8 protein-coding genes are annotated in these 14294 nt (G+C 66.8%); 3 read left to right on the top strand and 5 right to left on the bottom strand.

The window, feature by feature from the left end; translation table 11 throughout:
* Nucleotides 1-62: 62 nt before the first annotated feature.
* Nucleotides 63-1253 carry a PQQ-dependent sugar dehydrogenase gene (locus ACKN61_RS10405; RefSeq protein WP_408953398.1) on the top strand — a complete coding sequence of 397 codons (1191 nt, stop codon included), beginning with the start codon at nt 63-65 and terminating at the stop codon, nt 1251-1253.
* Between the two features lie 819 nt (nt 1254-2072).
* On the opposite strand, the gene ACKN61_RS10400 is transcribed toward ACKN61_RS10405, so the two are convergent.
* Nucleotides 2073-4478, bottom strand: a complete 2406-nt coding sequence (locus ACKN61_RS10400) for a Tex family protein (RefSeq protein WP_408953397.1) — start codon at nt 4476-4478, stop codon at nt 2073-2075.
* 259 nt (nt 4479-4737) lie between these two features.
* On the opposite strand from ACKN61_RS10400, the gene ACKN61_RS10395 reads away from it, so the two are divergent.
* A complete protein-coding gene (locus ACKN61_RS10395) occupies nt 4738-5547 on the top strand; it encodes a ferredoxin--NADP reductase (RefSeq protein WP_408953396.1) in 810 nt (269 codons plus the stop codon).
* Nucleotides 5548-5593: 46 nt separating this feature from the next.
* Here ACKN61_RS10395 and ACKN61_RS10390 read toward each other — a convergent pair whose 3' ends face one another.
* Nucleotides 5594-6529, bottom strand: coding sequence for a LytTR family DNA-binding domain-containing protein (locus tag ACKN61_RS10390; RefSeq protein WP_408953395.1), 936 nt, complete (start codon nt 6527-6529; stop codon nt 5594-5596).
* A gap of 153 nt (nt 6530-6682) precedes the next feature.
* On the opposite strand from ACKN61_RS10390, the gene ACKN61_RS10385 reads away from it, so the two are divergent.
* Nucleotides 6683-7876, top strand: coding sequence for an acyltransferase family protein (locus ACKN61_RS10385; protein WP_408953394.1), 1194 nt, complete (start codon nt 6683-6685; stop codon nt 7874-7876).
* 120 nt (nt 7877-7996) lie between these two features.
* On the opposite strand, the gene ACKN61_RS10380 is transcribed toward ACKN61_RS10385, so the two are convergent.
* The 3 genes from ACKN61_RS10380 to ACKN61_RS10370 all read right to left on the bottom strand — a co-directional run bounded on the left by ACKN61_RS10380 (nt 7997) and on the right by ACKN61_RS10370 (nt 14228).
* Nucleotides 7997-8479 carry a glutathione peroxidase gene (locus ACKN61_RS10380; RefSeq protein ID WP_408953393.1) on the bottom strand — a complete coding sequence of 161 codons (483 nt, stop codon included), beginning with the start codon at nt 8477-8479 and terminating at the stop codon, nt 7997-7999.
* A 727-nt stretch (nt 8480-9206) separates the two neighbouring features.
* Nucleotides 9207-11510 carry a TonB-dependent receptor gene (locus tag ACKN61_RS10375; RefSeq protein WP_408953392.1) on the bottom strand — a complete coding sequence of 768 codons (2304 nt, stop codon included), beginning with the start codon at nt 11508-11510 and terminating at the stop codon, nt 9207-9209.
* Between the two features lie 645 nt (nt 11511-12155).
* Nucleotides 12156-14228: an amidohydrolase family protein gene (locus tag ACKN61_RS10370; RefSeq protein WP_408953391.1), complete on the bottom strand. Its 2073-nt coding sequence runs from the start codon at nt 14226-14228 to the stop codon at nt 12156-12158.
* Between the last annotated feature and the right edge of the window lie 66 nt (nt 14229-14294).

Here is a 14294-nt window from a genome sequence, read left to right as displayed (position 1 = left end):
CTATGGTGACTGCGCCGTTGCCGAGCGCACGCCGCTCGCGACCTCACGATCCAGGAGCGCACATGACCCCGATTTTTCATCGCAGCGTCCTTTCCCTCGCCCTGCTGCTGAGCCTGGCGGCCTGCCAGCGCAACCAGGAGGCCGAAGCGGCGACCGCCAAGGCGGCGCCGGCACAACAAGCCACCCATCAGGTCAAGAGCGAACTCGGCGAGGTACGCGTCACCGAGATCGCCTCCGGGCTCGAACACCCCTGGGCCGTCGCGCTGTTGCCCGACGGCGGCTTCCTGGTCACCGAACGCCCCGGCCGTCTGCGCCGAATCGCCGCCGACGGTGCGATCTCGGCGCCGATCGCGGGCGTGCCGGCGGTCTGGGCCGAAGGCCAGGGCGGCCTGCTCGATGTCGTGCTGTCGCCCGACTTCGCCAGCAGCCAGCGCATCTACCTCAGCTACGCCGAGCCCGGCGACAACGGCAGCGCCGGCACCGCGGTGGCCTCGGCGACGCTCGGCGAGGCGGCCTTGGCCGACGTCAAGGTGATCTACCAACAGCAGCCCAAGCTGGTCGGCCCGAATCACTTCGGCTCGCGCCTGGCCTTCGACAAACAAGGCCACATCTTCATCACCCAGGGCGAGCGCCAACAGCGCATGGCCTCGCAGGAACTCGACAAACTGCAAGGCAAATTGGTGCGCCTGAACCTCGACGGCAGCGTGCCCGAGGACAACCCCTTCGTCGGCCGCAAGGACGCGCGCCCGGAGATCTGGAGCTATGGCCACCGCAACATGCAGTCGTTGGCCGTCGACCCGCGCACCGGCACCGTCTGGGAAGCCGAACACGGCCCGCGCGGCGGCGACGAGATCAACCTGCCGCAGCCCGGCAAAAATTATGGCTGGCCGCTGATCACCCACGGCATCGACTACAGCGGGCTGAAGATTTCCGAGGCCGAAGGCAAAGAGAAACCGGGTCTGGAATCGCCCTACCACGTCTGGGAAAAATCCCCGGCCCTGTCGGGCATGGCCTTCTACACCGGCCACAGCGGCTCGCCGTGGAACGACAGCCTGTTCCTCGGCGCCCTCGCCGACGGCAGCCTGATCCGTCTGAGCCTGGACGGCGACAAGATCGTCAAGGAAGAACGTCTGCTCAAGGAACTCGACTGGCGCATCCGCGATGTGCGGGTGTCGGCGGATGGGAAGGTGTATGTGTTGACCGACGAGAACGAGGGCAAGTTGTTGCGGTTGGAGCCGCCGGTCAAGAAGTGATCGGTGGCTGACGCCGGTTGCCGTTGCCGTTGCCGTTGCCTTTGCCTTTGCCTTTGCCTTTGCCGTGAAACCTTGGCGCAGTAGCTATCTCGCGAGAACACCTGGAGACCCGGAGGGCGCCGCACAGGACGTGCGGCGTTTTCCGATAAGACAGGGACGTCTTATCGGAAAATCCCGGCGCGGGCATCGCACTCGTGGCCTGTGCCCTTGCAAGGAGAGCCCTTTTCTTTGGTTACATTTCTTTTGGGCTTAGCAAAAGAAAGTAACCCGACCGCGTAGCGGACGGAAGCTCTGCTCTTTCTTGAAGGGTTGTGCCGGAGGCCGGCAGAGCGTGGTCGCAACTTACGTCGCTCCTACAGGGGTACTTCGCACTTGCCTGTGGCTTTAATGGAAGCAAGACCAAACGATAAAAGCTTCCGCCACTAAAGCGGCGGGTAACTTTCTTTTGTCTAAAGCAACAAAAGAAAGTCACCAAAGAAAAATGCTTTTGCTTTGAATCACAGGCCCGCACGAGCGATGCATCCGCGGGGATTTTTCATACGGGACATCCCTGTCCCGATGAAAAACGGCGCGCATCCATGCGGGCCGCCCTCAGGGTCTTCGATTGCCTTCGCAAGGTCGATACGACGCACAGCAACAGCAACAGCAACAGCAACATCTTTACGGCAACCGCAACGGCAGCCAAAGGCAAAGGCAAAGACTGAGCGGCAGCTCCGCCGCTTCCGTCAACGACACCCTCAACTTGTCCCATAAAAAAAGCCGCCCCCTTTCTCAAGGAGGCGGCTTTCGGTTGTCACCAAAGACAAAAACCCCGGGAAATCAGGACTTCTGCTTCGCCCTCGCGAACGCATCCGCCAGGGCGCCGCCCATCGGTGCGGCGGCCTTCGGGGCGAACGAGCCACCGCGCGCGGGGGGCGCATCGCGACGGCCGCCGCGCTGGTCGTTGCCGCGCCCGCCATTGCGGTCGTTGCGGTCGCCACGCTCGTTGCGCTCGGCGCCCGCACCCGGCGGACGCGGCGCCGGCACGGCGTCGTCGAGACGGCGGGTCAGGGCGATGCGCTTGCGCGGGATGTCGACTTCGAGCACCCGCACTTTGACCACGTCGCCGGCCTTGACCACTTCGCGCGGGTCCTTGACGTATTTGTCCGACAGCGCCGAGATGTGGATCAGGCCGTCCTGGTGCACGCCGATGTCGACGAAGGCGCCGAACGCGGCGACGTTGCTGATCACGCCTTCGAGGATCATGCCGACCTGCAGGTCCTTGAGGTCCTCAACGCCGTCGGCGAAACGCGCGGCCTTGAACTCGGGACGCGGGTCGCGGCCGGGCTTTTCCATTTCCTTGAGGATGTCGCGCACGGTCGGCACGCCGAACTTCTCGTCGGTGAACGCTTCCGGTTTCAGGCCGCGCACGAACTGCGGGTCGGCGAGCAACTGCTTCACCTCGCGCCCGCATTGCTGGACGATGCGTTCGACCACCGGATACGCCTCGGGGTGCACCGACGAGGCGTCGAGCGGCTGCTCGCCACCGACGATGCGCAGGAAGCCCGCGCATTGCTCGAAGGTCTTGTCGCCCAGACGCGGCACCTTGAGCAGGGCCTTGCGCGAGGCGAACGGGCCGTTTTCGTCGCGATGGCGGACGATGTTCTCGGCCACCGTGCTCGACAGGCCCGAAACGCGCGCCAGCAAGGCCGCCGAGGCAGTGTTGACGTACACGCCGACCGCGTTGACGCAGTCCTCGACGCGGGCGTCGAGCGCGCGCGCCAGGCGGTACTGGTCGACGTCGTGCTGGTACTGGCCGACGCCGATCGCCTTGGGCTCGATCTTGACCAGTTCGGCCAGCGGGTCCTGCAGGCGCCGCGCGATCGAGACCGCGCCGCGGATGCTGACGTCGAGATCGGGGAATTCCTTGGAAGCGAATTCGGAGGCCGAGTACACCGAGGCGCCGGCCTCGCTGACCACGGCCTTGGTCAACTTGGCTTCCGGCACCAGTTTGATCAGGTCGGCGGCCAGTTTGTCGGTTTCGCGCGAAGCGGTGCCGTTGCCGATCGCGATCAATTCGACGCCGTGCTTGATGCACAGCGCGCGCAGTGTGTGCAGGGACTGGTCCCATTGCTTGCGCGGCTCGTGCGGGTAGATGGTGTCGTGGGCGACGAACTTGCCGGTGGCATCGACCACCGCCACCTTGACCCCGGTGCGCAGGCCCGGGTCGAGGCCGAGCACGGCGCGCGGACCGGCCGGCGCGGCCAGCAACAGGTCCTTGAGGTTGTCGCCGAACACGTCGATGGCTTCGGCCTCGGCCTTCTCGCGAGCCTGGCCGAACAGGTCGAGCAACAGGTGCAGGTGCAGCTTGGCGCGCCAGGTCAGGCGGCAGGCATCGAGCAACCAGCGGTCGGCGGCGCGGCCCTGGTCGGAGATGCCGGCGTTGAGCGCGACCCGGCCTTCGCCGTAGGCGTGGCCGGCCTCGGCATCGGCGCCGGGCTCGAGTTCGAGGAACAGCACTTCTTCGCGACGGGCGCGGAATAAGGCCAGCAGGCGGTGCGAGGGAATCTTCGCCAGCGATTCGGCGTGGTCGAAGTAGTCGCGGTACTTGGCGCCTTCGGCCTCCTTGCCTTCAGCGACGCGGGCGCGGATCACGCCGACCTCGCTGAGCCAGGTGCGCAGTTCGCCGACCAGCCGGGCGTCTTCGCCCCAACGCTCCATCAGGATCGCGCGTGCGCCGTCGAGCGCGGCCTTGACGTCGGCGACTTGCTTTTCCTCGCTGACGAAGCCGGCGGCGAAGGCTTCCGGGCTCAGGGTCGGGTCGGCCAGCAGACCGTCGGCCAGCGGCTCCAGGCCGGCTTCGCGGGCGATCTGGGCCTTGGTGCGGCGCTTGGGCTTGTACGGCAGGTACAAGTCTTCCAGGCGCGCCTTGCTGTCGGCCGCTTCGATATCGCCGCGCAACTCGTCGGTCAGCTTGCCTTGCTCGGCGATGCTTTCGAGCACCGCGGCGCGGCGGTCTTCGAGCTCGCGCAGATAGCGCAGGCGCGATTCCAGGTCGCGCAGTTGGATGTCGTCGAGGCCGCCGGTCACTTCCTTGCGGTAGCGGGCGATGAAGGGCACGGTCGCGCCTTCGTCGAGCAAAGCGATGGCGGACAGGGCCTGGGCGGTCTGGGCGCCGATCTCGACGGCGATGAGTTTGGCGATCTTGTTTGCGATCAGCGCGGACTGCGTGTTCTGGTCTTGCATCGTTTCCAATCGATTAGCCCCGCTGGCGGGGGACCGGGCGATTGTCGCAATGCCGGCGTGAAGGCGAAACCCATTGACAGGACTGGGTTTTTGGGGCGGGCGGATGAGAAAACGAGCGAAGAGGAGTGAGAAGCGAGCGGGAGCGAGGCGGTATCGGCTTTGCTCGCTCCTCACTCCTCTCCACTCACTCCTCTCTTTAAGAACCGTTCTCATCGCTCGGGTACAATGAGCGCCCCGCTACACCCGAATCGATCCTCGCATGTCCTCCGCTTTTGGCACCGAGACGGTGCTGGACGTCCGTCACTGGACGGACGACTACTTCAGCTTCACCACCACCCGCGACGACGGCTTCCGCTTCGAGAACGGCCAGTTCGTGATGATCGGACTGCAGGTCGAGCAGGCGGACGGCTCGCACAAGCCGCTGCTGCGCGCCTATTCGATCGCCAGCGCCAACTGGGAAGAGCAGCTCGAGTTCTTCAGCATCAAGGTGCCGAACGGCCCGCTGACCTCGCGCCTGAAGTCGATCCAGCCGGGCGACAGCGTGCTGATCGGGCGCAAGCCCACCGGCACCCTGCTGATCCACGACCTGCATCCGGGCCGCAACCTGTACCTGCTCGGCACCGGCACCGGCCTGGCGCCTTGGCTGTCGGTGATCAAGGACCCGGAGACCTACGAGCGCTTCGACAAGGTGGTGCTCTGCCACGGCGTGCGCAACGAGAAAGACCTGGCCTACCGCGACTACATCGTCAACGAGCTGCCGCACCACGAGTTCCTCGGCGAGCAGATCGCCGCCAAGCTCAAGTACTGCCCGGCCGTGACCCGCGAGCCGTTCGAGTACGCCGGCCGCGACCAGCGCGGCCGCCTGACCGAGATGATGGAAAGCGGCCGGATGATGGACCTGCTCGGCATCGAGCCGCTCGACCCCGAGCACGACCGCGCGATGATCTGCGGCAGCCCGCAGGTGCTGGCCGATTTCCGCGGCGTGCTCGACCAGCGCGGCTTCACCGCCTCGCCGCGCATCGGCACGCCGGGCCAGTACGTGTTCGAGCGCGCCTTCGTCGAGAAGTAAGCCCGCCCGGGCCGGCGCGGCGCCCCACCCCGACACCGCGCGCCACTCAGGCCGCGCGCCGCTCCTGGCGCAGGGCGCCGCGGTAACGCCGGCTGCACGGGATGCGGGTGCCGTCGCTCATGGTGATGCGCGCATCGCCGCTTTCCAGCGGCTCGATCTCGCCGACGCAATCCAGGTTGACCATATAGCTGCGGTGCACGCGCACGAAGCGGGCCGGATCGAGCTGAGTCTCGATGCCGGCCATGGTCGTGCGCAGCGGATAGTCGCGGCCGCGCAGATGCAGGTTGACGTAGTTGGACGAGGCCTGCAGCCACTCGACCTCGGCCGCGGCGATCAGGAACTCCTTGCCGAGCTTGCGTACCAGGAAGCGCTCCGGCCGTTCCGGAACGACCGGCTCGGGCACGTCGTCGGCGACGGTCAAGACGCTGGCTTCGCCCTGCCAACGGCGCAGCAGCAGGCGATAGGCCTCGATCCACAGCACCATATAGGCGTAGGACCGCACGTCCTTGAGGTATTCGTAGACGTATTCGGTCGCCCAGGGGCTGAAGTCGTAGCTTTCGCCTAGGCCGGCATAGACCGCCTTGCGGATCGCCACCATGCCGGTCACGTGCGCGACCGACCAGGCCACGCTGCCGAGCAGGTGCAGGGACAGGGCGCGGCGCCAGGTATCGACATGGAACGGGACCCGGCGCGTGTACCAGACCAGGGCCGGCACCAGCGCCAGCGCGACCAGGCAACTGCTGCCCTCCCACACCGGCGGCGCCCAATTCGGGATGTCGAGGCCGGCACGACGGATGTCCATCAAGGTGGTCAGGCTGCCGGCGACCGCATTGACCCCGAACAGGATCACCCAGCCCAGGATCTCGGCGGTGCGGCGCCAGGGTTGGTAGCGGTCCCAGGCGCTGGGCGGGACGGCCGGATGGGTGGGAGGAAGGGCGGCGGCGCTGGCGGCCGCGGGGATCGGGGACACATCGTCGTTCATGCGCGCATTCTCGCCCGGCGACCGTCGAACGCGACGACCGGTCGTCCCCCGGGGACCGCGATTCGTCCCCATGAACCGCCATCGGTCACCCCGGCATCGTTCGCGAACGCCCGTCGCCACAGGCTGGCGGCTCCGCCACTGCCGTGACCGCCCATGCAACGCCGATACGACATCGACGCCCTGCGCGCCCTCGCCTTCGCCCTGCTGATCCTCTATCACTGGGCCATGCTCTACGTCGCCGACTGGGGCTGGCACCTCAAAAGCACGCACCTGTCGGAGACCCTGCAGTTACCGATGCTGTTCGTGAACCGCTGGCGCATGGACCTGATCTTCCTGATCTCCGGCCTGTCGGTGCACTTTCTGTTGCGCGGCAGTTCGCTCGGCCGCTTCGTCGCCCAACGCAGCTGGCGGCTGTTGCTGCCGCTGACCTTCGGCTGCCTGGTGGTCGTGCCGATCCAGCCCTACGCCCAGGGCGTGGCGAACGGCCTGGTCGAGCCGGGCTTCGTCGACTTCCTGTTGCGCTACTACCGCTTCCAGCCCTGGCCGGCGGAGGCCTTCGACGGCTGGGAGTACGGCTTCACCTGGAACCATCTGTGGTACCTGGCCTACCTGTGGGTCTACACCCTGGTCTTCGTGGCCGTGTTGCCGTTGTTCCGCAACGGCGTCGGCCGCCGCGCGCATGCCGCGTTGCGCGGTTGGAAATTGGTCGTGTTGCCGGCGCTGCCGCTGGCGCTCGGCTCGATCCTGTTGCAGCCGCATTTCGAGGAAACCGGCGACCTGATCCACGACTGGTACCGCCACGCGATCTATTTCAGCGTGTTCCTCTACGGCTACTGGCTCGGCAATGAGGCCGGCCTGTGGCAGGAACTGCTGCGCCTTCGCCGCCGCACCCTGGCCTGGGCACTGGCGCTGTTCGCGGCCTATCTGGCGATGATCCGGCTGCTGCCCGAGGACGTGCCCGACAGTATGCAATACGCGATCTGGACCGTGCGCAGCCTGTACATCTGGGCGGCGATCTGCACGATCCTCGGCTGGTCGCACCATCTGCTCAACCGCCCGTTCCGCTGGCTGCCCTGGGCCACTGAAGCGGTCTACCCCTGGTACGTGCTGCATCAGAGCCTGACCGTACTGATCGCGTATTGGGTGCTGCCGCTCAAGTTCGGCGCGGTCGTCGAGCCGGCCATCGTTCTGCTCGGCACCGTGCTCGGTTGCTGGGCGCTGCACGAAGCGATCCGGCGGGTACCGTGGCTGCGGCCTTGCTTCGGTTTGAAGGCGAAGCGCGGTGGCCGAATGCAGGTGGCGGCATCGGCCGACGGTCTTTCGCGGCCGGCGGTGGAGGCCGCCTGATCGCGAAGTTTCGATACGACGCGACGGCGTCTGGGTAGGAGCGGCGCAAGCCGCGACCACGTAGCTTCGGCTGCCGACGCGGTCGCGGCTTGCGCCGCTCCTACCCTGGGGAGCGTTCGCTCAGGCCAGCGCTTTCTCGATGTCGGCGGCGATCGATTCGGGCTTGTCGGTCGGCGCATAGCGCTTGATGACGCTGCCGTCGCGGCCGACCAGGAACTTGGTGAAATTCCACTTGATCGCGTCGATGCCGAGGAAGCCGCCCTTCTCGTCCTTGAGCCACTTCCACAAGGGATGCGCCTGGTCGCCGTTGACGTCGATCTTGGCGTACAGGGGAAAGCTCACCTCGTAGGTCAGCGAGCAGAATTCCTTGATCTCGGCCTCGTCGCCGGGTTCCTGGTGGCCGAACTGGTCGCAGGGGAACCCCAGCACTTCGAAACCGCGCGCGGCATAGTCGCGCTCGAGTTTTTCCAGGCCGGTGTACTGCGGGGTGAACCCGCATTTCGAGGCGACGTTGACGATCAGCAGCACCTTGCCGCGATAGCGATCGAGCGACTGGTTCTGACCGTCGATGTCGACGGCGGAGAAATCGTAGGCGGTGGTCATCGCGGGGACTCCCTGGGGACTGGAGGCACCATAACGCTTCGCGGTGGCGGTGTCTGGGGGCTGGATACGGCTTTGAGGTTGCAGCTGCATCCAGTTCGCTGTTGCCGTCATCCCCGCGAAGGCCGGTTCCAGGGCTTTACCGCGGCCTCACTCTGAAGTCTCTGGGTCCCCGCCTGCGCAGAGACGACGAGCACGGCGTCGAGCCTCCAGGCAGCAGCGTTTCGCTCTTGCCGTCATTCCCGCGAAGGCGGGGATCCAGGGCTTTACCGCGGCCTCACTCTGAAGTCTCTGGGTCCCCGCCTGCGCGGGGACGACGAGCACGGCGTCGAGCCTCCAGGCAGCAGCGTTTCGCTGTTGCCGTCATCCCCGCGAAGGCGGGGATCCAGGGCTTTATCGCGACCTCACTCTGAAGTCTCTGGGTCCCCGCCTGCGCAGAGACGACGAGCACGGCGTCGAGCCTCCAGGCAGCAGCGTTTCGCTCTTGCCGTCATCCCCGCGAAGGCGGGGATCCAGGGCTTTAACGCGACCGCACTGTGAAGTCTCTGGATCCCCGCCTTCGCGGGGATGACGAGCTTGGAGTTGAAGCTACATGCAGCAGCGTTTCGCTACAGCGCCCTGGCGTTCATGGACGCGCGAGCCAGTGGCTCGCAAGCGCATCCACTCACCCCACAAAAACGAACGGCCCGCACAAGGCGGGCCGTTCGAAGTATCGCGATGCAGGCTCGGATCAGAACGAAGCCTTGAACTCCGCACCGACGATGCGCGGGTCGTTGACGAAACCGACCAGGTTGTTGAAGTCGATGCCGCCGACTGCACGCTTTTCGTTGAGGATGTTGCGGCCGTACAGGGCCACGTCGTAACGGCCGTTGTCCCACTGGTAGCCGATGCGCAGGCCGCCTTCGAGCAGGTCCTTGCCGCGGAACTCGCGGGCTTCGTACAGGAAGAAGTTCACTTCGCTGCGGTAGGCCCAGTCGGTGTAGACGTAGAACTCGTTGCCGTTGGCGAGCGGCAGGCTGTAGCGTGCGGTGACGTTGTAGACCCACTTCGGCGCCTGCGGCAGCGGGTTGCCGTCGATCGCCGCGAGGGTCTGGCCGTTGCGCACCACGGTCGGGTCGGTGACGGTGCAGCCGCCGCCGCAGGGAGCCACGAACAGGTTGCTGTCCTGGATCTCGGTGTCGTTGTAGCTCGCGCCGAAGGTGACCATCAGGTTGTCGGTGACGTAGGCGTCGAGGTCGACTTCCACGCCCTGGCCGAGGGTCTTGTCGGCATTGACCAGGATGGTCTGGTTGAGCGCGCCGCCGACGGCATTGAGCTGCTGGTTGTCGACGGTGTAGCGGAACAGAGCCACGCCGAGACGTGCGCGCTTGTCCCACAGGTCGGCCTTGAGGCCGGCTTCGTACGAGATCACCTTCTCGGCGTCGGCGACCGACGGCTGCGGCGGCGTCTGGAACAGCAGGCGGCCCTGGATGCTGGGCGCGCGGAAGCCCTTGGCGATGCGCGCGTACAGATTGATGTCCGGGGTGGCCTGGAACACGCCGCTGATGTCCCAGCTGACGTCGTCGACGTCGGTGCGGACCTTGAACGGGCCCGACACCGGCGCACCGAACGGCGCGCTCTGCAGCACGCTGGCGCTGAAGTCCTTCTTGTCCTGGGTGTAGCGCAGGCCGCCGCGCAGCTTGAAGCGCTCGGTCACGTCGTATTCGAGCGAGCCGAACGCAGCCCAGGCCTTGTTACGCTGCTTCTGCTGCGCATGACCGGCCTGCACGCCGCCGGCGAGGCTGTCGTAGTTGAGGCTGTCGACGGTGATGTCTTCGTCGAAATAGAACAAACCGGCCTGCCAGTTGAGCGGGCCCGCATAGCTCGATTCGATGCGGAATTCCTGGGTCCACTGGCGGTGGTCCGGCAGGCCGTCGGCCGACTCGGCGGCGAACGGAATGCCGACCGGGGTGCTGCCGCCCGGCAGGAACATCGCGCCGACGCCGCCGTCGATGTCGCCGCGGCTCAGCGAGTCGGCGGTTTCGTAACCGGTGATCGAGTACAGCGTCAGGTCGTTCGGCAGCTCCCAGCTCAGGCGCGCGCTGGCGCCGTAGCTGTCGAGTTCCTGCGAGTTGCGGCCGTCGATGCCGACCTCGTCGATGTCGAAACCGTCGGCGAAATCGTTCGTCCCCTTCTTGAACAGCATGGCGCGGAACAGACGCGCGGTGCCGTTGAGGTGGCGCGAGTGGACGTTGAACAAGGCGTTGAAGGTGTCGCTGCCGTCGTACTGCAGTTGCAGGCGCACCGCGGATTCGTCGTAGCCTTCGAGTTCGCCGTTGCTGCGCGCGTTCGGATTGGTGTTGGTGACCCAATCGTCGCGGCGCTGGTACATCGCCGAAGCGCGGGCCGACCAGTTGGCGCTCAGCGGGCCGCTGATCGCGCCTTCGAAATTGGTGGTGCCGTAGGTGCCGTAGGAGACCTGGCCGTAGCCTTCGAGCTCGCGGGTCGGCTTGGCCGACTCGAACTTGACCACACCGGCCGGGGTGTTGCGGCCGAACAGCGTGCCCTGCGGGCCGCGCAGCAGTTCGACGTTCTCCAGGTCGAACACCGGGAAGCCCTTCAGCAGCGGGTTCTCCAGGACGATGTCGTCATAGACCAGCGAGACCGGCTGCGAGGCGTTGAGGTCGAAATCGGTATTGCCCAGGCCGCGGATGTAGAAACGCGGGAAGGCGCGGCCGAACGAGGACTCGATGTTGAGGCTGGGCAGGCGGCCGGACAGGAAGCGGATATCGCCGCCGCCGGAACCGAGCACATGCAGCTTCTCGCGGTCGACCGTGGTCAGCGCGACCGGGACGTCCTTGGCGCGTTCGACCTTGCGCTGGGCGGTGACCATCAGCGCGTCGAGGGTCTTGGCCTCGCCTTCGGCCGGTGCGGCCGCGGCGGGCGCTGGCTCCTGGGCGAAAGCGGCGGCGGAAGCGAGGGTCAGGCCGATAGCGACGGCCAGGGCGTGACTACGGGGCGCAGGGCTGCGAAGAGCACGCAAGTGCTGGAACATGGTCGGGTTTCTCGATGGACGCGGCGCGTGGGGCGCCAGTTCGTGGGAAACCGCCGCCGCCGTGCTCCCTCGGGCACGCGCGTACGGCGATGGGCGATCGGACCGTCCCTTGACGGCCGTGACGCGGACTGCCCGCGCCGGTGGCGGCTCATTGACCGGCGAATGTTACCAAACCATTAAAGAGCCCGTGCTCGAATGGGCTTTCTGGCGGATCGGCGGGCGGCGTGGCTACCGAACCCGCCGAACCACTGCCCCCTTTGGCAGGGGGGCGACGTCCAGCACCTTGAGCCGAAGAACAGGCGCCTGCGGCGCGGGAATTTGCGGTTGCGGCAGGCTCTCGCGAGCAAAGCAAATCCCCCCCTGCCCCCCTTTTCCAAAGGGGGGAACAGCTCGGGGAGCGAGTGGCCGACGCGAATCGCCAGCGACGCGGAGCGCCGCTGCCGAAGCCGCCGAACCATCGCCCCCTTTGGCAAAGGGGGCCAGCGCCCGACGCATCGGGCCGCAGGCCGCGGCCTGCGGCGCGGGGGATTTGCTGTTGCGGCGTGGCCGGGCTCTCGCGAGCAGGGCAAATCCCCCTGCCCCCCTTCTCCAAAGGGGGGAACGGTTCGGGCGGTTTTGCGAACCGCTCGGCGGGTTCGCTTCGGCTTACTTCGCCGCGGCCACCTTGGCCGGTGCGGCGAAGGGCTTCACGCCCAGGGCGTCGTAGACCTCGCTCGGGTAGTAAGCGGTGTCGCCCTGCAGCACCAACGAGACCTTGCGGATGTCGGCGATGTCGCGGGTCGGGTCGCCGTCGATCAGGATCAGGTCGGCGCGCTTGCCGGCCGTTACCGAGCCGCGGTCGTCGAGCACCCGCGCGACCTTGGCGGCGTTCCAGGTCGCGACCTGCAGGGCCTGCGACGGGGTCAGTCCGGCGCGCACGTACAGGGCCAGCTCGTGCTGCAGGGTGAAGCCGGGCACCTCGTCGGTGCCGGCCAGCAGCGGCACGCCGGCCTTGTAGGCGCGGCCGACGAACTCGACCGCCTTGGCGTAGGACTTGTTGTAGCGCGCCGCGGTCGCGTCGTCGGGGATGTTCATCTCGGCCGAACGACGGCCGCGCTGCACGTCCGGCGGCAGGTGGTCGGCGATGCCCTCGACGATCGGCGACAACTCGCCGTCGCGCTGATGCAGGAACTCGAAGGTCGCCAGGGTCGGGTCGATCGCGATCTGCTTCTTCGCCAGGGTCGCGATGAAGTCCTGCACCGGCTTGGAATCCAGGTCGAGGTCGGCGGCCTTGTCGGCGACCAGGTAGAAGCGCTGCAGGGTGCGGGTGTCGGTCTTGTCGTCGACGAAGAAATTCAGCAGCAGTTGGTTGATGTGCTGCACTTCGTCGTAACCCTGGTCGACCACGTCCTGGGCGCGCATGAACGCCGGCACGTGGCCGCTGACGCGCAGGCCCTTGCTGTGCGCATAGGTCGCGGTCTCGCGCAGCAGCTCCTTCGGGAAGGAGTTATAGATCTTCACCTGCGGATAGCCGTTGGCGGCGTACCAGTCGACCGCCGACTTGGCCCCGGCGATGTCCTTGATGACGAAACCGTTGCGCGCGGAGAAATTGCTCTCGCCCTCGATGAAGCCGGCCGGCACCACGTTCGGCGACAACAGCGTGCCGGCCTTGATCTCGCCGATCATCTGCTGCAGGGTCGCGTTGTCGTTGCCCATGTCGCGCACGGTGGTGACGCCCGCGGCGATGTTGAGGCCACCGTCCCAGCGCGACAGGTGGCCGTGCATGTCGAACAGGCCCGGCATCAGCACGCGGCCGCCGCCGTCGACGCTGCGGTCGTACTTCAGCGACGCCGCGGCCTTGCCGACCGAGACGATCTTGCCGTCGGCGACGACCACGTCGGTGGCCTCGCCGAGCTGGGCCTTCTCGCTATCGAACACGCGTACGTCGCGCAGCAGGGTGGTGCCGGCGAAGCGGTGGCCGAGCTTCTGCCGCAAATCCACCAACAGCTTGCCTTCGGCGGCCTTCTGGCGGGTCTCCAGGGCCGCGGCGTTGCCCTGCCAGCCTTCCTCGATCAGCTGCAGATAGCCGGGATAGATGAAGGCGAACAAGCGCGGTTCCGCGCCGGTGGTGGCCCAGGCGAAGTTCGGGGTGAAGCCCTGCCCGGTCATCGCCAGCAGCTGCACCTTCTCGGTCTTGCCGTCGCGAGTGACTTCGGCCTCGTCGATCTTGCGCGCGCTCAGGCTGCCGTTGGGCAGCAGCGGCAGCTTGCCGTCGCTGCGCTTGGCCAGGGCGTTGAGGACCACCGAGAAGCCCGCCGGGGTGCCGCCGAGCGGTGCGTACAGACCGGGACCGGCTACGGTCGCCTCGCCCGAATCGGACAGCGACTTCCACACCGCCTTGTCGCCCTCGCGGCGGAAGCTCTCGTCGACTTTCGCGCCGAAGGTCGAGGTGCCCTGGACCTGATAGGTCTGGTAGGTGCCGTCCTTCGCCAGCGTGTAGGTTTCCTTGAGCTCGGGGCCGCGGCCGTTGTCCTTGAAGATGAAATCGACCGTGACGGTGCCGTCGTCGGCCCGGGTCACGACCTGCTGGCCGGCCTGCTTGCCGCCGTCGACCAGGGCCAGGTAGCGCGTGGTCTCGGCCGCGAAGGCGCTGGAAGCGAAGCCCGAGGCTAGGCAGACCGCAAGGGCCAGGCGGGCGACGGAGGGCAGGCGCGGCGCGCGCAGGGTCGAACGGGACATCGGCAGTTGAGGCATCGGATCGTGCTCCGGAAGAAACAGCATGGAATAGGCAGAAACCTGGAATGC

The sequence above is a fragment of the Lysobacter sp. Hz25 genome (assembly GCF_046097045.1).
In the GTDB taxonomy this organism is placed as follows: Bacteria; Pseudomonadota; Gammaproteobacteria; order Xanthomonadales; family Xanthomonadaceae; genus Lysobacter; species Lysobacter antibioticus_B.
Note: the sequence above shows the minus strand (reverse complement) of the source record. Positions and strands in the feature narration are given on the sequence as shown.

What these genes read in the sequence shown, in the direction of transcription:
- ACKN61_RS10370 (WP_408953391.1), bottom strand. Translation starts at nt 14,228, where the DNA reads ATGTCCCGTTCGACCCTGCGCGCGCCGCGCCTGCCCTCCGTCGCCCGC.
- ACKN61_RS10385 (WP_408953394.1), top strand. Translation starts at nt 6,683, where the DNA reads ATGCAACGCCGATACGACATCGACGCCCTGCGCGCCCTCGCCTTCGCC.
- ACKN61_RS10400 (WP_408953397.1), bottom strand. Translation starts at nt 4,478, where the DNA reads ATGCAAGACCAGAACACGCAGTCCGCGCTGATCGCAAACAAGATCGCC.
- ACKN61_RS10375 (WP_408953392.1), bottom strand. Translation starts at nt 11,510, where the DNA reads ATGTTCCAGCACTTGCGTGCTCTTCGCAGCCCTGCGCCCCGTAGTCAC.
- ACKN61_RS10395 (WP_408953396.1), top strand. Translation starts at nt 4,738, where the DNA reads ATGTCCTCCGCTTTTGGCACCGAGACGGTGCTGGACGTCCGTCACTGG.
- ACKN61_RS10390 (WP_408953395.1), bottom strand. Translation starts at nt 6,529, where the DNA reads ATGAACGACGATGTGTCCCCGATCCCCGCGGCCGCCAGCGCCGCCGCC.
- ACKN61_RS10405 (WP_408953398.1), top strand. Translation starts at nt 63, where the DNA reads ATGACCCCGATTTTTCATCGCAGCGTCCTTTCCCTCGCCCTGCTGCTG.
- ACKN61_RS10380 (WP_408953393.1), bottom strand. Translation starts at nt 8,479, where the DNA reads ATGACCACCGCCTACGATTTCTCCGCCGTCGACATCGACGGTCAGAAC.